General features: G+C 34.1%; 15 protein-coding genes. 3 read left to right on the top strand and 12 right to left on the bottom strand.

Translation table 11 applies throughout. The features are described from left to right. Nucleotides 1-4: 4 nt before the first annotated feature. Both ACP5P5_RS02360 and ACP5P5_RS02365 read left to right on the top strand, forming a co-directional pair. Entirely contained in the window at nt 5-1,204 is a 1,200-nt protein-coding gene (locus tag ACP5P5_RS02360) for a hypothetical protein (protein WP_428284509.1), read from the top strand. Nucleotides 1,205-1,230: 26 nt separating this feature from the next. Further along, nucleotides 1,231-2,019: a hypothetical protein gene (locus ACP5P5_RS02365; RefSeq protein WP_428284510.1), complete on the top strand. Its 789-nt coding sequence runs from the start codon at nt 1,231-1,233 to the stop codon at nt 2,017-2,019. Nucleotides 2,020-2,068: 49 nt separating this feature from the next. Here ACP5P5_RS02365 and ACP5P5_RS02370 read toward each other — a convergent pair whose 3' ends face one another. From ACP5P5_RS02370 to ACP5P5_RS02425, 12 genes are all read right to left on the bottom strand, one after another. Further along, complete coding sequence (locus ACP5P5_RS02370) at nt 2,069-3,208, bottom strand: efflux RND transporter periplasmic adaptor subunit (RefSeq protein WP_428284511.1); 1,140 nt, start codon at nt 3,206-3,208, stop codon at nt 2,069-2,071. 10 nt (nt 3,209-3,218) lie between these two features. After that, nucleotides 3,219-7,589 (bottom strand): CusA/CzcA family heavy metal efflux RND transporter, encoded by a 4,371-nt coding sequence (locus tag ACP5P5_RS02375; RefSeq protein ID WP_428284512.1) that lies wholly within the window; start codon nt 7,587-7,589, stop codon nt 3,219-3,221. 118 nt (nt 7,590-7,707) lie between these two features. Continuing rightward, on the bottom strand, nt 7,708-8,097 hold the full coding sequence (locus ACP5P5_RS02380; protein ID WP_428284513.1) for a hypothetical protein: 390 nt from the start codon (nt 8,095-8,097) through the stop codon (nt 7,708-7,710). A gap of 111 nt (nt 8,098-8,208) precedes the next feature. Further along, complete coding sequence (locus tag ACP5P5_RS02385) at nt 8,209-8,847, bottom strand: HXXEE domain-containing protein (RefSeq protein ID WP_428284514.1); 639 nt, start codon at nt 8,845-8,847, stop codon at nt 8,209-8,211. 257 nt (nt 8,848-9,104) lie between these two features. Continuing rightward, the gene (locus ACP5P5_RS02390) at nt 9,105-11,159 is read right to left on the bottom strand and encodes a putative porin (protein ID WP_428284515.1); all 2,055 of its coding nucleotides are present in this window, start codon (nt 11,157-11,159) and stop codon (nt 9,105-9,107) included. A 68-nt stretch (nt 11,160-11,227) separates the two neighbouring features. After that, nucleotides 11,228-12,055, bottom strand: coding sequence for a purine-nucleoside phosphorylase (locus tag ACP5P5_RS02395; RefSeq protein WP_428284516.1), 828 nt, complete (start codon nt 12,053-12,055; stop codon nt 11,228-11,230). Nucleotides 12,056-12,072: 17 nt separating this feature from the next. Next, nucleotides 12,073-12,543, bottom strand: coding sequence for a nucleoside deaminase (locus tag ACP5P5_RS02400; protein ID WP_428284517.1), 471 nt, complete (start codon nt 12,541-12,543; stop codon nt 12,073-12,075). A 129-nt stretch (nt 12,544-12,672) separates the two neighbouring features. Continuing rightward, nucleotides 12,673-15,855: an efflux RND transporter permease subunit gene (locus ACP5P5_RS02405; protein ID WP_428284518.1), complete on the bottom strand. Its 3,183-nt coding sequence runs from the start codon at nt 15,853-15,855 to the stop codon at nt 12,673-12,675. Nucleotides 15,856-15,876: 21 nt separating this feature from the next. Beyond that, the gene (locus tag ACP5P5_RS02410) at nt 15,877-16,995 is read right to left on the bottom strand and encodes an efflux RND transporter periplasmic adaptor subunit (protein WP_428284519.1); all 1,119 of its coding nucleotides are present in this window, start codon (nt 16,993-16,995) and stop codon (nt 15,877-15,879) included. A gap of 18 nt (nt 16,996-17,013) precedes the next feature. Further along, the gene (locus ACP5P5_RS02415) at nt 17,014-18,342 is read right to left on the bottom strand and encodes a TolC family protein (protein WP_428284520.1); all 1,329 of its coding nucleotides are present in this window, start codon (nt 18,340-18,342) and stop codon (nt 17,014-17,016) included. Between the two features lie 220 nt (nt 18,343-18,562). After that, complete coding sequence (locus ACP5P5_RS02420) at nt 18,563-18,766, bottom strand: cold-shock protein (protein ID WP_111296003.1); 204 nt, start codon at nt 18,764-18,766, stop codon at nt 18,563-18,565. 168 nt (nt 18,767-18,934) lie between these two features. Further along, a complete protein-coding gene (locus ACP5P5_RS02425; RefSeq protein ID WP_428284521.1) occupies nt 18,935-19,801 on the bottom strand; it encodes a DUF4382 domain-containing protein in 867 nt (288 codons plus the stop codon). Nucleotides 19,802-20,089: 288 nt separating this feature from the next. Here ACP5P5_RS02425 and ACP5P5_RS02430 point away from each other — a divergent pair, with 288 nt between their 5' ends. Next, a complete protein-coding gene (locus ACP5P5_RS02430) occupies nt 20,090-20,890 on the top strand; it encodes an NIPSNAP family protein (RefSeq protein ID WP_428284522.1) in 801 nt (266 codons plus the stop codon). Nucleotides 20,891-20,940: the final 50 nt, after the last annotated feature.

The raw sequence follows: 20,940 nt of genomic DNA on the forward strand, positions 1-20,940 counted from the left end.
AGCAATGATTCAATCTATTCGCGAAGCATATAATAAAGCTTTTAATGAAGCATATTATTCTAAATTCTTAAACCAATTAAACAGTAAACATCCGGGTGCTATTGATTTTAGAGTAGCAGAAACTCCCATTTTTATTCCTGCTGCTTTTACAAAAAAAATGTTGGATACCTGCGATTATATTATTGATAAAATAACTGATCCCAACTTTAAGCAATTAACAAATAATGCTATTCCCAAACAGTTGCATGTACCAAATGAAACAAATTATAGCCCATTTATAGCATTCGATTTTGGAATTTGCGTCAATGATGAAGGTGAAATTGAACCGCAACTTATTGAAATGCAGGGGTTTCCTTCTTTGTTTGCTTTTCAACTATGGTATGATGAGGTGTTTCACTCTATGTACGATTTGCCCAAAAATTTATCGCCATTTTTAAATGGATATGATAAAGAAAAATACTTAGTATTACTGCGTAATATTATAGTTGGTAACACTCCTGTTGAAAATGTAATACTTTTAGAACTATTTCCGCATGAACAAAAAACAAGAATAGATTTTTATTGCACAACTGATTATATACAAATTGCTACTGTATGTCTTACAGAATTAATAAATGAAAATGGCCACCTATTTTATATTAGAAATGGTAAGAAAACACCAGTACTCAAAATTTATAATAGAATTATTTTTGACGAATTACTACAGCAACCCTATACCGTTATAGAAAAGGCCAATCAAATATTTTTCAACAAGGTTCATGCAGAATGGATACCCCATCCCAACTGGTTTTATAGAATTAGTAAATACACACTGCCTTTTTTGGAACACCCAAACATTCCTGAAACAAAATTTTTAAGCAGTATGAATAGCTTACCTACTGATTTAAATAATTATGTAGTGAAGCCCATTTTTTCATTTGCGGGGCAAGGCGTATTAATTGATGTTACAAAGGAAAATATAGCTGCAATTCCAGATCAGGAGAATTGGATTATTCAGCGAAAAGTTAATTATGCTGCCGCAATAGAAACGCCCAATTTACCTGCAAAAGCGGAAATAAGACTATTCTACTTTTGGGATGAAGGTTGGAACAAACCAAAAGCAGTGATGAATTTAGCACGATTAAGTAAAGGTAAAATGATTGGTACACGTTATAATAAAAACCTTGATTGGGTGGGTGGAACCATGGCATATTTTGAACAATAACATTTTTATGTTATAAAATTAAAGAGATGAAAAAGAAATATTTGCTCCTATTGTTTTGCATTGGTTTAATAAGGGTTGGATTAGCACAAGATAATTATGAAATTCAAGTATATGGTTCGCAAACACAGCCTAAAAATTCAACCATGTTTGAATTACATAGCAACTTTACGTTTGAAGGCGAGCGTGCTGTTGTAGATGGTGTTCGCCCCTCCTACCATGCGGAACATGAAACATTAGAAATAACAAATGGCATTACCGATAATTTTGAATTAGGCTTTTATTTATTTACCAATTACACTGCAGGGTATGGTTACCAAATAATAGGTTCACATATTCGTCCTAGGATTATGGCACCACTCAGTTGGCATTTACCGGTTGGATTAAGCTTATCCACTGAATTTGGATACCAAAGTAAATATTATTCACCTGACACGTGGACCATTGAAATTAGACCCATTATAGATAAACAATGGAATAACTTGTATGTATCCTTTAATCCAACAATGGGTGTTGCATTAAAAGGAATTGACCAACACCAGGCCCCAGACTTTGAACCCAATTTGAAAGTAGCATATCAATTTTTTAAAAATACAGACTTAGGTTTTGAATACTATGGATCAGTTGGTCCCATTAATAACTTTGAGCAATTGCCACAAGAGAACCATGCCGTTTTCTTAGCTTATGATTTAGAAAACAATCCAAACTGGGAAGTAAATATTGGTCCCGGATGGGGTTTAACCCAAGCTACTGATCGCTTTATTTTTAAAGTTCTGATTGGCAGAAAAATTAAATGGGGAGAAAAAAGGCATTCCTAAAGTTTATACTCTGCTGTAGAAAATAAAAACATTGGAATGCCTGCATTTACTAATCTTCCATTTTGTTTTTTAATTTCCCCATTAATGCATAAGCATTACCACCTGCCAACTGAACATTTAACCAATTTATGTTATTATTAGGCATAAGTTCAACATAACCATTTTCACTAATACCTGTTTTAATGGGAACTAAGACATAAGTTTGTTTTTGTTGTTGAACAAATACATACTCGGCTCCATTGTATCGCACTACTGCACTTTCAGGAACAACAACAGCATTATGACTTGTAACATTAAATACCCCGGTTAAAAACATTCCCGGTAATAATTGATGGTTAGATTGCTCGAAATGACAATGCAGTAAACCTGTTCTGTTTTCATTAATGTTTTTAGTCACCAATATTACCTCTACATCATATTTTTTAGAAGTATCACTACTTAAAAAAACTTTACCGGATACACCTTTCTGGAACAAATCAATATCATGTTCAAAAACTGTCATGGCAGCATGAATGTCATTAGGATTCACTAATTCAAATATCACATCTGAAGGATTGACGTATCTTCCAATATTGATATTCACCTTCGTAACATAACCATTAATCGGCGATAAGATGGGTACTGTTTTAGAAATATTTTGACTACTCAATTGTTCTGGATTAATATTAATCATTTTCAATTTTTCAGCAATACCTTTTAAAGTAGCCAACTGAACATTATATTCTGAAGATGTTTGCTGATAAGCCTTTTTACTAGTTGCATCCTGATCACTCAGTTCTTTTTGACGTTGTAAATCAGTTTCTAAGTAAGCAAGCTTAGCTTTTGCTACTAAAAAATCCTGCTGTAACTGAACATAGCTTTGATCTTCCATTAAGGCAATAACTTCTCCTTTATGTACACTTGTACCCGGTAACAAATGTGTACTTTTTAAATAACCGCCCAAAGGCATACTAACAGAAACCATACTTTGAGGTGGCACATCTACCACACCATTAATAGTAACAGTTTTATGCATTACTTTCTGAACCGGCTGCACTATTTGAATACCTGCATTGCGAAACTGAGTATCATTTAATACCACTACAGTATCTGCAAAAGTTTGATCAGATTTTTGTTCAGGGTTTGTGCCAGCATTTTTACAAGCAACAAAAAAAACAATAGAAAATAAAATATAATTAAATTTATCCATAAAATAAATTTTAATAAATTAAATAATGAATTTCAGACACAGCCATTTGTGTGTTATATAATGCACTTAAATAGTCATTTTTTAATGCGATGGCTTGAGCTAACAATGTACTCCACTCTATGTAGTTTATAGCACCCGTTTTATATTGTAAAGACGCTGTATTCAATAAAACCTCTGATTGCTTCAACCCACGATTTTGGTAATACTCAACTGCTGCTAAATGCTTTTTATAGAGTTGAAAATACTTTTTAAGGGTAGTTTCTAATTGACTTTGAACTGATGTAGTTACAGCTTTTGCCGTTGCTTCATTCATCATTGCTGCTTCAATTCGGGCATGCTGAGCTTTAGCAAAAAGAGGAATACCGACACCGATTGAATAAGAAGAAAAACGAGATGAAGCATTATAATAATTCTCAACCCTATCCTTAGTAAGCTGCCATCCAACAATGGATTGATTGTTGTATCCAACCATCAGGTCAGGCAGCAATTTGGCTTTTTCAACTTTAATTTGCATATTCGCCTGCTTTTGCTGCATTAATGCAACCTGAATGGCAGGATGATTCAAAACTTTAGTACTATCAATTAAAATTTTTTCAGGCATTAAAGTATCAGCCGGTTCAATAAGCAAAGGTTGTTGAATAAACAACTGCAATTGAAGTTGAGTAGAGAGTAAATCGGACTTAATTTGTGTCAAACTAAGTGTAATCTGATCTGCTGTATTTTCTAACGCAGTTTTTTCCAACAAATTACTTTCTCCCTTTTCATACCTAAGTGTAGCAATGTTTTTATAATAACTGTAAATACTATCTAATTTTTGTAACAAATACTTTTGCTCAGTTTGAAATTGCAAGGTGATATATAATTGTTCAACCATTTTTTTAATATCAACCACTTGCAAATTGGTTTGTGCTTGAGCAATGGAAGTATTGGTAGCCAGCAACTTTTTCATAGTGGCATAATAACCAGGCAATGAAAAATTTTGCATGATCATAAAGCGTGTATCAAAAAACATACTGTTATAGTTTCCCATTTCTGCATTGAATTGCGTTTTGGGTAACTCAGTTGCTGTGCGCTCCATAATTTTTTGGTATTGCTGATTCAGCGTTGCCACCTTTAATGATGGAGCATTCTTTACTGCAATTGCCAAAACCTCCTTCAAAGTAGCTTTTTGGTTTATTGGCTGTGCATATAAGGTTGTGATACTACTCATCGCAACGATAATAAGTATAGACAACAATTTATTGGTGTTTTTTTTCTTCATGTTTACTTTTTTTGTTTCGAATAGTAAATACAACGAGGGCAATACCAATAAGGTTAATAATGTTGCTGTAATTAAACCACCAATTACAACTGTAGCCAAAGGCCTTTGCACTTCTGCACCTGCACCTGTACTTATAGCCATTGGTAAAAATCCTAATGAAGCAACCGATGCAGTCATTAAAACCGGACGGAGTCGCACTTGCGTTGCCTGAATAATGATTTGGATTGTTGATTTCATACCACTTAATTTCAAGCGATTCATTTCACCTATTAGTACAATACCGTTTAATACAGCTACTCCAAATAATGCAATAAACCCTACACCGGCAGAAATACTAAAGGGCATACCCCGCAAATACAATGCAAACACACCACCAATAGCAGATAATGGGATGGCAGAAAATATTAGTAAAGCATATTTTATATTTTGAAAGGCAAAATATAACATTAATAAAATTAACAATAGGGCTACTGGCACGGCGATACTTAACCGTTTGGTTGCACGTTTCAGGTTTTCATATTGACCACCATATGTAACATAGTAACCGGGTGGTAATTTTAATTGATTACCTACCTTATTTTGTAATTCATTCACAATACTTTCAACATCACGCCCTCTAACATTAAAACCTACTGTAATTCTTCGATGTGCATCCTCTCTTTGAATCTGGTATGGCCCGTCTTTTATTTCAATATTAGCCAAATTACTTAAAGGAATTTGCTGACCACCTGCAACACCAATTTGTAAGTTATTAATATTTTGAATGCTTTCTCGTTGTTGTTGATTTAAACGTATAACCAAGTCATACCTTTTATCACCTTCAAATACTAAACCGGCAATGGCGCCGGCATAAGCAGCCTGTACGGCTGTATTAATGTCATTAATATTTGCCCCATATTTTGCAATAGCATCTCTATTATATTGAATAACTACCTGAGGTACTCCTGTAACAGTTTCTACATACAAATCACGGGCACCTTTTACAGACTGAATAATATTTCCAAGTGTAGCTGCAAAATGGGCCAGAGAATCTAAATCATCGCCGAAAATTTTGCAAACCACATCTTGCCTTGCTCCTGTCATTAACTCGTTGAACCGCATTTGCACAGGGAATTGAAAGCCCGTTGCAACGCCGGGCACCTGTTCTAACGCTTTACTCATTTTTTCTGCTAGCTCATCAAAAGAGTGAGCACTGGTCCATTTTGATTTATCTTTTAAAATCACCATCATGTCAGCAGCTTCAACAGGCATAGGGTCGGTCGGAATTTCACCAGAACCAATTTTAGTTACTACTTTCTCAACCTCCGGAAATTGATGTAACAAAACGCCTGCAGTTTTTTCGGTAGTGGCAATAGTGTTAGTTAATGAAGAACCTGTTAATAGGCGGGTATCAACGGCAAAATCACCTTCTTCTAATTTAGGAATGAATTCCCCACCTAAAGTGCTTAATAACCATATGCAGACCATAAAAATAATAAAACTAACTGCTACAATTGTTTTCGGGATTTTCAATACTTTGATTAATACCGGTTTGTACCACTTTTGTAAACGGTTCATCATTCTATCAGAAAAATTGGGTTTATGGTTTACCTTCCTACTTAATACTAATGATGACATCATTGGTACATAGGTTAATGAAAGAATAAATGCTCCCAGAATGGCAAACGAAACTGTTTCGGCCATTGGTTTAAACATTTTACCTTCTATACCTTGTAAACTTAAAATAGGCAAGTAAACAATAAGAATAATAATTTGACCAAATGCTGCTGAGTTCATCATTTTACCTGCTGCAGTTTCTACTTCAGCATTCATTTGATGTTTAGTAAGTTTAACAACACTTGAGTACTTATGTGTATGTACTATTTTGTGCATCACTGCTTCCACAATAATTACAGCACCATCAACAAGCAGTCCAAAATCCAGTGCGCCCAAGCTCATTAAATTGCCACTTACCCCAAAAAAATTCATCATTACAACTGCAAACAGCATGCTTAATGGAATAACAGAAGCTACAACAAGGCCAGAACGTATGTTTCCTAAAAAAACAATTAAAACAAATAATACGATTATTGCACCTTCTATTAAATTTTTTTGTACCGTTCCAATTGCATTATTGACCATTTTAGTTCTATCTAAAAAAGGATCAATAACTATTCCTTCGGGCAACGATTTTTCAATTTCTTTAATACGATTTTTAATATTCCCAATTACCTTATTGCTATTAGCTCCTTTTAGCATCATAACCACTGCACCGGCTACTTCCCTTTTATCGTTATAAACTGTTGCACCATATCGTATGGCTGTACCATATCTAACATCGGCTACATCACTTATTAATATAGGAATACCATTATCGGTTTGCTTTACAACAATATTTCTAATATCGTTAAGCGACTGAACTAAACCCTCGGTACGAATAAACAAAACATTTGGCCCTTTTTCAATATAGGCGCCACCTGTGTTTTGGTTATTCGAATTCATTGCTTTAAAAACATCTGCAATGGTTAATTGAAAACTTTTCAGTTTGTCGGTGTTAATAGCTACCTCATACTGTTTTAGTTTTCCTCCAAAACTACTTACGTCGGCAACGCCTTCTGTTCCCAGTAATTGTCGCCTTACAATCCAATCTTGAATGTCACGTAAATCAGCTAAGGAATATTTACCCTCATAACCTGCCTTAGGCCTAACAACATATTGAAATACTTCACCTAAACCTGTTGTTACAGGGCCGAGCTCCGGCGTAGCAATTCCAGGTGGAATAATGGATTGCACCTTAATAAGCCGTTCACTAATTTGTTGGCGAGCCCAATACAAATCAGTATTATCATCGAATACAATTGTTACTAAACTTAAACCAAACCTTGAGAAACTACGTTGTTCAATAATACCCGGAACATTTCTTGTAGCTTGCTCAATTGGCACTGTAATGAGTCTTTCTACGTCTGGAGCGCCTAAACTTGGAGCTGTGGTAATAATTAATACCTGATTATTAGTAATATCGGGAACAGCATCAATTGGTAATTTAGTAAGTGAATATGTACCATATCCAACCCATGCCAGTAATAATATTCCAATAATCAGTTTATTACGAACTGAAAATTGAATAATTGCATTTAGCATAACTAATACATTAAAAACATACGCACATAAGGTATGCGGCAGAATGAAATAATATAAGATAATTAATTAACGCAAAATTTTATTGTATAAAAATGCATTAATAAAAAAGCAGTATGAATTATGCTTGACGGGGAGGCTGAAAGATATCTTGCAGTAACGTAAAAGAGTATGCGTGTTGAGTTTCTATTCGAAAGGTCTTCTGTGAATAAGGTATTACTAGCACCTGAACAGATATGGGCTTAGAAGGCATACTAACAAAACCGAACATAAAAGCATTTGCAGATTGTTGAGTTTTAAATGGCAATTGTTGGTCTTGCTGCCAATCATCATCAATAATCAACTTTTTATTGTAATGTAATTTTAAAAAGGATATAAATGAAATTTCCGGATTTTCACTTCGGTGTTGTAGATAATGCTCCATTAATAACGGCAACTTGAGTAACTGATAGGCTTCAGTTGACCCAAACAAAAAAATACAAAATAATGCTATGGTTGCCACTCTTTTCATGACCACATATATAAATGCAATTTACGTATTTTATGCGAATTATGCATAAAAAAGTTGTTCCCTGCTGGCTATAATTAACCACACAAGGAACAAATAATTCATATAAAACTTTTATTGATGGGTAGATTTAGAGGAATAATTTTCGTTCTTTTTAAATTTTAATTGTACATTTTTATCTTTCATCCAATCAATTAACTTAACAAAGTTTACAAATATAAAAATAAGACCCAATGGAATTCCAATAACGTAATCCCAAACTCCGGCAGCATGTTCTGCAATTAATGACCAAAAAAAGAATATTGATACCGGCAATAAAAAAACAATACTAGTAAACATGCCTGGGTTATATTTTGTATTAGCTTTTATATTATAATAAAAAGCATGCATAATAAAATTCCCAAATAAGAATAACATTACTGCAATACCCAACCAAATTGCAGATACAGAAAAAAAGCCTGCAATAATAAAAGTCGTCCACTGCACTAATACATCCATGATAAACGCACCATTCGGATTTAAAGGATAGCTATCGGGTAATTTACTTTTATACAATACTTTATTAATCATTTGAGGGAAATAACCGGGCCAGTGATATTCTTCAAACTGATGCAATAATAGTGAGGCAAAACCAACCCAAATGGCTAATGTAACATTCGAAATTTTGTTGATTTCCATGAAAATGCCTTTCATCACCACTACAGATAGAACTGCCCCCACATCAAACCACTTTTTTCTTAAAAATTCTAACATAACAAAAAATTTAGGGGTAAAAAAAATACTTAACTGTTTATATGTTTTCAATAACCATACCAGCTTGATCTTCTACATATTTATCATCGTTTGAAAGCCTTAACCACAATTACTTACATAGAATAATTAAAATAAAATTAAAATGTACGAATGGGAAAAAATTTCAAAATTATATTTCTGGAAAATTGTTGAAATCCGAATATAACATACAAAAAATTATAGTAATATCAAAAAATGAAGAAGGAAGGTGCTTTATATCAATTCACAAAATTCCACCAAACACCAAATCGAAACCATAGTGGGCGTTCAGGATACAAAGGAGTAATAAAGTTATATTTGTCGAAAGTAAAGCCTTTGGTGGGATTAATGGTGTTTAAATTTTCAAGTTGAAGAAAGCCTTTGAATCCTTTTATTCGAAAATTAAAAAAAAGATTTACATCGGGTCTATTACTGGTTGTATAGGCCGTTTGATAAAAAAACTGACCAAGGAAAGGTGAGTAATTATCCGCCTCGAAATTGGTGTAATACCGTACCTCAATACCGGTAGATAAAAATAAATTGGTATAAAAATTACCTTCAAATGCCAGTCTGTTTCTGGTTAGTATAAAAGGTACATGTATAGGTGCATTTCCGGTAACTTGTTGAATATGTAATTCAGAATACCAATTCCAATATTTTGATAACTTAAATTTCTTTTCAGCACTTAAGTGTATAAAATTAAATAACTTTTTGTACTGAGAAGCCACAAAAAAACTATCGAAATAGGTGTAATTCGTCATTAAATAATAATCACCATTCAAGGTTAATGACAATTTAGGATTATAGTATGTAGCGGATAAATGAGTGGTGTTTTCTTTAGCAAAATTTTGTTTATCGCTAACCGGAAAAGATGTATTAGGATTGAAAATAAAAGAAGGTGTTCGATTTGTATTTTGAAAACCGAGTGTTAAGAAACCTAAACGCTTACTTAACTGCCTTTGTAAGCTTATAAAAGCATGATAGTCACCACTATTATACCCATTTAAAAATAGTTTACCTGAAGCCTCAACATCCCACTTTTGGTTGCGTGTACGATTTCGATACTCGCCCATTAAATATATGTTATGGTAATTTTGTGTACGACTATTTAAGGTATCGGTAAATGTACCTTTTAACAATTGAATTCCGGCACCTGCTTTAAAAAATTGGCTTTGGTTGTTCTTATCAGGAAAAGTTATGATGGCAAATTCATTCGTTAGGTTTGTCCAGGCATCTTTAAAACTAATTGTATCGAGAATGGTATTAAAATTAAAATACTTTTGATATTGCGAGTCAATTACATTGTTATCGTAATAATTGTAATTGTAAGTATTTAGCATAAGGTTTTGCTGCAATCGTAATCGAGCATAAAATAATTTATAAGTAACGGAATCAGTAACCAATGAATCTTTTTTGCCAAAATCATATTGTTGTCTAAATAAAAAAGTACTTTGCTTATAAACATTACCCGTATTAACCGTTGTACTAAACGGGTTAGGATTGGCTACTCCTGCAACACCGAGACGTGTTTCTAATTCATATGGATTGTTTAAAGCCAGGCTATCTATTCTAGTTGGATCCTTCAAGCCACCATTTTCTGAAGAAGCATTTTTGTTGGAAATAAAAATAAAATAATTTTCATAGCGCTTATTGGGCGATTGATAGTGAGTTGTAAAACGCAAATTATTATTGCTTGCATTTTGATTTTTATAAGTTCCAGGAGCATTTGTAAACCGATATTCGAATGAAAAATTGAAATTACTTTTTCGGTTTTGGGTATGCATGAAATCGAGTAGTTGCTCTGCTTTATTCCCTATTAAGTATGCAATTTCTGTATAAGGACGTGTAGTTTGAAATATTTTTGTATTTTCTAATGTAAAATTATAAATATCAAATTGATGAAAGCCTGCATCCCATCCCGATTGCATAATAGGGGTAAATAATAATGAATGTGAAGCGGTTCCAAAATTGCCTAAGGTATAATAATTGTATGGCTGAGGAAAACGGCGGGTGAAATCGTTTAAGGAAGAATCAATTTTACGAATTTTAGTAGAATCGAAATGTCGGTAAAAAATTGTGATTGAATCGGCGTATCTATCACGATGCTGAAGCGAATCTTGCTTTTGTTGATTTGGGATGGGTCTCCCATTTCTATCATAGGAAACATTACCTGATGAAGCACCTGCCCCACTAAACCTACCCGATTGGCCATATTGTTGCTGTGCAGCAGCCTGTTTTACAAGGCTAATGAAACATAAGCTTAAGATAATGCAAACTGCTGCCAATCGGTTCATGCTAATAAAATGAAGTGCAAATTAACGCTAAAGCTTTAAATGAACAGTTGAATTAGACGGCAGAACCTCTAAATTTGTTGTATTAGTTCAATGAATAATGTACTTAATTTAGGTTCAGCCGCCTTTGCTGCTTCTAATACCTCTTCGTGTGTAATTACATTTTCCTCATGTCTAATGCCCAAATCTGTAACAACACTAACAGCAAAAACCTTCATACCTGCATGAACTGCAGCAATTGTTTCTTGTACTGTACTCATTCCCACAACATCACTACCCACTGTTTTAATTAATTGATATTCCGCCCTTGTTTCAAATGTTGGACCGGTAACTGCTGTGTAAACCCCTTCATGTAACTCAATATTATTTTCTCTGGCAATATGAATGGCTTTTTCAATTAGTTTTTTGCAATAAGGTTCACTCATATCGGGAAAACGAGTGCCTAAATTTTCCTCATTAGGCCCAATTAAAGGATTTGCGGTAAAAAAACTAATATGATCTTTTAATACCATTAAATCACCCACTTTATAATCGGGGTTTACTGCTCCAGCGGCATTGGACAACAACAATGTTTCTATGCCCAACATACGCATTACTCTTACAGGAAATACAACTTGCTGAGCAGTATATCCTTCATAATAATGAAACCTACCCGACATTACTAAAACAGGCTTATTTTTCAATTTACCCATTATTAATTTGCCTCCATGACCTTTTACCGTACTAGTGGGGAAATTAGGTATTTGTGTATATGGTATTTCTTTTTCAACTTCTACTAAATTAGCCAAATTGCCCAAACCACTGCCCAATACAATGCCCACTTTAGCAGTTATCTGAACTTGAGATTGTATATATTGAACAGTTTCGTTTAATTGCTCCATCAATCTTTGATTACTCATATTTATACTTTTAAAAATTAATATAATGTTTTATTGTTTTTTTCCTGCCAGGCTTTGAACATATGCAAAGCTTCGTCGCGACCAACACATTCCATTATTAATTTACGCATTTGGATGGGTTGAGCAATTTCATCATAAATGAAAGAATCATCAAAACCAATGGCAGCAGCATCTTCGCGAGTATTAGCATAATAAACTTTTTTAGGCCTAGCCCAATAAATGGCGCCCATACACATGGGGCAAGGCTCACATGTGGTATAAATTTCACAATCAGTCAATTGAAAACTGTTCAATTTAGAACAAGCTTCGCGAATAGCGGTAACTTCTGCATGGGCCGTTGGGTCATTCAATAATAGCACTTTATTATACCCTCTGGCAATAATTTCGCCGTTTTTAACTATAACGCAACCAAAGGGACCGCCATGATTGGCATTCATCCCTTCTAAACCCGCTTTTATGGCTTCGCGCATCAATTCTAATTCATTCATGGTGCAATTGTTTAGAATTTGCAAGGATATTACTTATTTTTTAATGACGGAAAAAAAGTGGAAAAAACAACAGCAGCTTTTCCCCAAAGGATAAAGCTGCTGCTACAAATGTTGCTTTTGTTTAATGTATTAGATATTTTCTTTAGGCAAATTATTCATTTCGTCTAAGTGCTTTTGCAATAAAGCTGCCTTAGCTTTTTTTCCATAGGCAATTTTGGCAATTAGAACAAACAATACCGGAACGATGAAAATGGCTAACAAAGTTGCAGCTAACATTCCACCCAATACTGTAAATCCTATGGTAGAACGAGCAATAGCTCCCGCTCCGGTTGCAAAAGCAAGGGGAAGTACCCCTAATATAAATGCCAATGAAGTCATTAAAATTGGCCGTAATCTTAGCTTTACAGCTTCAAGCGTTGCCGGTACAATATCCATACCATTATCAACCCTTTCCTTTGCAAATTCAACAATTAATATGGCGTTTTTAGCTGCTAAACCTATTAAGGTAACCAGTCCAATTTGAGCATAAACATTATTATCTAACCGAGGAATAAATGTTAAAGCCAAAATGGCTCCAAATGCCCCAATAGGAACTGCTAAAAGCACAGAAAATGGAATACTCCAACTTTCATATAACGCTGCGAGAAACAAGAATACAAATAAAACTGATAAACTAAAAATATAAATAGTACTATTACCTGCATTAATTTCCTCACGACTAAGCCCGGAAAACTCATATCCATAACCGGCAGGTAATACCTCAGTAGCTACTTCACGCAATGCTTGAATGGCTTGACCACTACTATAACCTTCTTTAGGGGTGCCGTTAATTTCAGCTGTACGGAATAAATTGTAATGCGAAATTAATGGTGCACTTTCAGTTAATTGATAAGTAATGAGTGTGCTTAGTGGCAGTAATGTTCCAGCTTGATTTTTCACGTAATACTGTTGCAAATCTTTAATATCTCCTCTATACAATGAGTCAGCTTGTGCAACTACGTGAAAGTTACGACCATAAATCGTAAAATCATTTACATAACGACTACCTAAAAACGTTTGCAATGTATTATAAACATCAGCAATAGATACGCCTAGCTTTTTACATTTTTCTCTATCAACATCTACTTTATACCCGGGGGTACGAGCAGTAAAAAAGCTAAAAGCACGAGCAATTTCCGGTCGTTTATTGGCTGCCATTACAAAGTTTTGTACAACCCTTTCAAAGGTTTTAATATCGTCGGTACTTTCACGCTGTTCCAGTTCAAAAGTAAAACCGGCAGTTTGTCCTAAACCGGGTATGGCAGGTGGCTGTATTACCACTACGTTAGCTTCTTTAATAACGGCAAAGCGTTGCTGTAATGTAGCAATGATGTTTTTTATTTGTTGTGCTTTATCTGTACGTTGATCCCAAGGTTTTAACTGACAAAAAATTGTACCACTGTTTGATTTTGTGGCAAAGGTTACCACATTTAACCCACCTAATGCTGCGAAATGACCTACTCCCGGTACTTCTTTCAAAATACCCATCATGCGATGTAACACATCTAAGCTTCTGGTTGTAGAACTGGCTTCAGGTAGTTCAAAGGTTATATAAATTCGCCCTTCATCTTCCGTAGGAATAAAACCTGTGGGTTTATTCTTGAATAACAAAGCAGTACCAACATAAATACATATCAAAATTACAATTGCATACGGAGCTGCTTTTATTACTTTTCTTACACCAATGGTATACTTTGCTGTTGTTCTTCTAAACCACTCATTAAAACGATAAAAGAATTGATTAATTCCGTGCGATTGTTTGTTTAATGCCATTGGCTTTAACATTAATGAACAAAGTGCAGGTGTTAATGATAAAGCAACGAAGGCAGAAATTAATACAGAAATAGCAATGGTAATGGCAAATTGTTGATATAACCTACCTACTATGCCGGGAATGAATCCTACAGGAATAAATACAGCAGCTAATATTAATGCAATAGCTACAACTGGACCAGAAATATCCTTCATAGCGTGTTCCGTTGCAGCTTTAGGTGAAAGGCCGTGGTCAATATAGTGCTGTACAGCTTCTACTACCACAATTGCATCATCTACCACAATACCAATAGCTAACACAAACCCGAACATGGTTAGGGTGTTAATTGTAAACCCGAGTGGTACAAAAAAAGCAAAGGTACCGATAATAGATACAGGAATGGCTAATACTGGAATTAACGTGGCTCGCCAACTTTGAAGAAACAAAAACACCACCAACGTAACCAAAATTAATGCTTCAATCAATGTTTTTACTACTTCATCAATTGACACTTTAACTACTGATACAGATTCAAATGGAACAGTATAATCAATATCTTTCGGAAATGACTTCTTTAACTGATTCATTGCATTATAAACACCTTGTGCTGTTTCTAATGCGTTACTACCGGGTGCCTGATAAACCAATAAATAAGAAGCTCTTTTTCCATCAACAAATGAATTGCTCGCATAGCTAAATTTTCCTAATTGAATACGAGCAACATCTTTCAAATATACTAATGATCCATCTGAAGGCTTGCTGCGAACAATAATGTGTGCAAACTGGTCTTCTGTTGTTAAACGGCTATTGGTAAACACATTATACTCAAAAGCCTGATCATTACTTTGTGGTGGTGCCCCAACTGAACCAGCAGCAATTTGCAAGTTTTGATCTTGCAAAGCATTTAAAACATCGGTGGTTGTTAAACCCAATTGCGCCATTTTATCTGGCTGCAACCAAATACGCATACTAAAATCATCAGCACGGGTAAAAATATCACCTACACCTTTAACCCTTAGTAAAGCATCGCGTACAAAAATGTTGGTATAGTTATCAACGAATGTAACATTGTGTGAGCCATTAGGCGAATACATGGCCACTAACATTAATATACTTGGGTTACGTTTGCGCGTTGTTAAACCCAATCGCTTTACATCGTCGGGTAATTGCGGTGTAGCAATACCTACTCTATTTTGTACATCTAATGCACCAATATCTATATTGGCACCTACATTGTACACCACATTGATGGTAGTTCTACCATCGCTGGTACTATTACTTTGTAAATAAGCCATACCGGGTGTACCATTTACTTGCGTTTCAATGGGTGTAGTAACCGTTTGCTCTACAGTTTGTGCATCAGCGCCATTAAATGTTCCTGTAATTTGAACTGTGGCAGGCGTAATATCCGGATACTGACTAATGGGCAAATTCATAATAGCCAGTACACCTAACAAAACAATAACTACTGAAATAACTATAGCTGTAACCGGGCGTTTTATAAAAGTACTTGCAATCATAATAAAGTTCTAAAAATTTAATTAATGTGCTTTAGCCGGTGAAAGTTGAATTTTTCCTCCATCTTTCAATTTTTGTACACCATCAGTAACTATAACATCACCATCATTTAAACCCGACTTCACCACAATTTTATCGTTAATAGGCTGCCCAAGCATTACCTTTTGTTCAGATACCGTATTATTATTTTTTACAACAAAAACAAAATATTCACCCATTTGCTCAACCACAGCTTTATATGGAATAAGTATGAACTGCTCTTTCGCATTATTATTTTTTACTCGAAGGTTACAACTCATGCCAGGTTTCAAAAGCTTATTATTATTGGGGAAAATATAACGAATGCGAATAGTACTGGTTTGTGGGTCAACAGCACGATCAATAAAACTAATTTGGCCGGGATAAGGGTAAATGGTTTTATCATTAAAAGTTAGAGTAAATATTGAATCAACAGCCGGTGCAGGATTATTTTTTAAATTGGTAAATTTTGGAATTAAACTTTGGTCTACTGCAATATCAACCGCCATGGGATTATCGGATGATAATGTATTAAGCAAGGTTTGATTAGCAGAAATTAATGCCCCCATTTTAACTTGTGAAATACCAATGGTTCCATCAAATGGTGCATAAAGCACAGAAAATTTTAAATCCGTTGCAGCTCTAGCCACAGCAGCTTTCGCCGCTGCCACTTGCATTTTAGCTGCTTGTAAGTCGGTAATAGCATGGTCGACCACCTGACGAGCTATGGCATCTTTTTTTAATAAATCTGTATACCGATCGGCATCCTGTTGCGCCTTTTCTAAGTTTGCTTGAGCCACATTCATATTGGCAACAGCCTGATTATAGGCAGCTTGATAAGTTTCATGGTCAATATCATATAATTTTTGGCCTTTTGAAACATGTTGACCATCATTAAAAAATATTCCCTTTATGTATCCGGTAACTTGTGCACGTAATTCTATTTCGTTTAAAGCTGTAACGGTTGCAGGATAATTGTCGAAGTAAACCGCAGTACCTTTTTGTACCTGGTAGGTATTTACAGCAACAGGTGGAGGCGCTTGTTGTTTGGGTTGATTTGAGCAAGCAGCCAAAAGTAAGGAGCCTAATATAGACATGAAAATAAAATGGAAGGATTTATTCATATAATGAAATTTATAATTTTAATATTTGATTATTCCTAATGCTTTTTCAACATCTATTTTGCTTTCCAGTAATTGATAAAGCGCATCATAGTAATTAAGTTGGGCAGTACGTAAATCACTTTCTGCAACAATTACATCCAAATAGGTTTTTATACCTGAGTTGTATTGTAACTGTATTGTTTCATAAACATCATTTGCTAATGCCAAATTTTCTTTTAGCGCATTATAATTAGCCAAATTACCTTTATAAACAGCTAAAGCATTGGCATATTCTGTATTCACCCGATTCTTTAAAGCAACCACATCCCATCCCAATCTATCAATCTGTAATTCAGCCTGTTTAATTTGATTCACTCTTTTATTTCCCTGAAATAAAGGCACTGAAAATTGTAACCCGATATTTGAGTTGCCTAAGTTTTGAGCATATAACTTTCCAAAATCGTTATTCAAATAATTGAAATTATAAGTACCGTAAGCTGAAATTGTAGGAATGAAACCCCATTTATAATATTTTAAATTGGCTTGCTGCAATTTTTGTTGAGTAACTAATTGCTGATACTCAATTCTATTTTCAAAAAATACATTTACTGAAGTATCAATAAATGCATCTTTTTCCATGGTAGTTGTATCATAACTTAAATGCAAATTGGCTGAGTCGGGGTAACCCATTAATTCCTTTAAATAAACAAACTTTGACTTTACCAAATCATTTACTTGTTTTCTTTGAGCAATGGTATTATTTAAGGAAATGGTTGCACGTTTATAATCCGTTTTATCAACAATTCCAGCTTCGTATTGATGGTAAGAATCCTGCACATTTTTTTGCAAACGGGCTATTGCTAGGTCTAGAACCTCAACTTGCTTTTCTGTTAGTAATACATCATAAAAAGCTTTACTAACGTTAACTGTAACATCAATTTTATTACTGGTTGTGTTTTGTTTTACTTGGGTTCGAACTTGATGCGCAGTTTGACTGGCTAATAAAGCATCGCGATTAAAAATATTTTGATTTAAGGTTAAGCCTAAATTAGAGGCATTGGTAGTTCCGTTTCTTACATAATTACCACCAAAATAAAAGGCGGGCAACTGAAAATTATGTTGAAGATAATAACTGGCCGATAATTGAGGATACCAATCGGCTAACTTCGTTTGTATGGTTTTTTCAACAATTTGTTCATCTAAAATAGATTGTTGAAGTAATGGTTGATGCTGCAAGGCATATTGCACACAGGTTTGAAGCGTAGCCTGAGCTAAAGTATCAGTATTAGAAGTCTTAAAAGAATGCTGAGCATAACCAAATTTTACAGCGAAGAAACCCAATACAAATAAAAAAAATAATCTATTCATATATCTCTTTAATTGCGAATTGACAACTGACTTACTCTAAAGAAAGGCAATTGATAATTTTACTTTATAAAAAATTTAATGGAGAATTGGTGAAAGGAATGCAAAGTTAAAAGTTTAAACACCAAAAAAAGAAATAATTATTTGAACGGTTAGTTGATGATTATCAAAAAAAAACCGGCACCATTTGGTTGCCGGTTAAATAAGGCTTTAACAGATATTTTTAAACTATTCTTTTAACGTTAACTGCGTTTAAACCTTTGCGACCTTCTTGTACATCGAATTCAACTTTATCGTTGGCTTCAATTTGGTCAATTAAACCATTTGCATGTACGAAAGTTTCTTTGTTTGAATCATCATGCTTGATAAATCCAAAACCTTTTTCTTCATTAAAGAACTTTACAGTTCCTGTGATTTTTGTACTCATTGTAAAAATTAAAAAAAATAAATAATGAGTGCAAGGTAGTCTTTAAATGGCTACCATCCTAATTAAATATTTTTTAAAACCCAACTTTGGTTTAACTTTTACATATAAAAACCTGAAAGCACCCAAGTTGAAACTCAGGTGCCTGCTATTTATTAAAAGAAACTAAAATTATTGATGCAGTTGAATAACCCCCACATTTACATTATTGTGACCGCTAATGTTTATATTATTAATGGTAGTATCCTTAAAACCGTTTGATGTATTGACAAACATACTATAACTTCCACTTTTCAAACCCCTTACTTTAAACTCACCTTTTTTGTTAGGTAATGCGTAGGCTGTATCCGTTCCACTGTAAATACTAATTACCGGATATGCATTTTGCGGCAATACTGTTCCAGAAATACTACCAGTGGTTGGAACTGTAAAGAAGTGGAATACGGGACGCAAGTAAAACTGATTATTCCATTGAATAACTGAACGTGCTACATCAAAATCTAACCAAAGTTGAAATGAGTTAGGTTGATATTCATCCCATTCACCCCCTCGAAGTTGAATTAAAACGTAATTTTTAGAATCAGGTAACAAATTAAGTGGATAGGTAACACTATCTTTTACTAAAGAATTTTTTGTGCCTAAGTTTATTCTAATCAATCTTACTGTACCCGCTTTAATGTTAGCAGAGGCCAGCAAAGTGTCTACGCCATTACTTAATGATAAGATATCATAAATACCGGGTTGTACATTTAAGTTCTCCCAAATAAAGCTTCCCTCGGGATGTCTGTGCTCATCATCATCACCTACATTATTCCAATTAGTAGTATCGTTGCTACGAGTATTGGTAGAGGTATCTACTAATACCATTACTGAATCAATGTCTAAATAAACATGATCGAAAAAACCTGGCCCATCAGTCATGTACAAACTAACTTGCTGAGTACCCGGCGGCACCTGCATAGAAGTACTTTTTGAACAAGCGACCCAAATAAATAAAGCTGATATAATCAGCACTGTAATTGCGATTTTGTTTTTCATTTCTGTAAAATTTTAAAGTAAAAATCAATACATGGATATAGTTTGATTTTAAAGTTTCAAAAACTGAGCCATTATTACAAAAAAGATATGATTATCAATCAATTGTTGCCTTTCTGGAATTAAAATGTCATTAAAACATTTTATGGAAATAATGCAATTAAAAATTGACAATACTCAAAAAATAGTTTTTATAAATACTCATTCAATAGGAATTTCGAGAATTTCTTGCTGATTGTGTATTGAAAATGTAGCTTGCAGGAGAATAAAAATATTAAATATTAAATAAATATGAAAAATCCTCTCTTAAAATTCGCTTTTGTTGCAGCTTTTTTTGTCAGTTGTTTTTTTAACAATCCTTTGCAAGCACAGGGAAAAAAACCTGTAAAAGATTATTATTTAATTAAAGTATATCATTGCAATGCCAACGAGCAAGTAAATTCTGTACTAGATTACTTAGAAAAAGCTTATTTGCCGGCCGCACATAAAATGGGTTTTAAACCAATTGGCGTTTTTACACGCTTTGATAATGATACTGCTACTGATAAAAGAGTTTATGTGTTTGTTCCATCACAAAATGTAGCATCCTTATTATTACTAGATGACGCCATTGTGAAAGATGCTAACGTTCAAGCAAATGGAAAAAATTATTTACAAGCTACCTATAACCACCCACCTTACCAACGTATTGAAACAATTGTTTTAACTGCATTTAAAGATCATCCCTTTTTTGCATTGCCCAAACTTACAGGCCCACTTACTGAACGCATATATGAACTAAGAAGTTATGAAGGATCTAACGAAACTTTTTATCACCAAAAAGTAAAAATGTTTAATGAAGGCGGTGAGATAAACATTTTTAAAAGACTGAATTTTAATGCAGTTTTTTATGCGGAAGTATTAAGCGGCTGCCATATGCCCGACTTAATGTATATGACCACCTTTAATAATATAGCCGATAGAGATGCGCATTGGAAACTATTTGGTAATGATCCGGAATGGAAGAAATTATCGGGCATGCCGGAATATGATCATACTGTTTCTACTGCTAATATATATTTATTACATCCGGCTGCATTTTCTGACTTTTAATTTTTATTTATAAAAAACAAAAAGGGCAGTTTTAAATCGCTGCCCTTTTT

The sequence above is a fragment of the Hydrotalea sp. genome (assembly GCF_049968455.1).
Taxonomy (GTDB): Bacteria; Bacteroidota; Bacteroidia; order Chitinophagales; family Chitinophagaceae; genus Hydrotalea.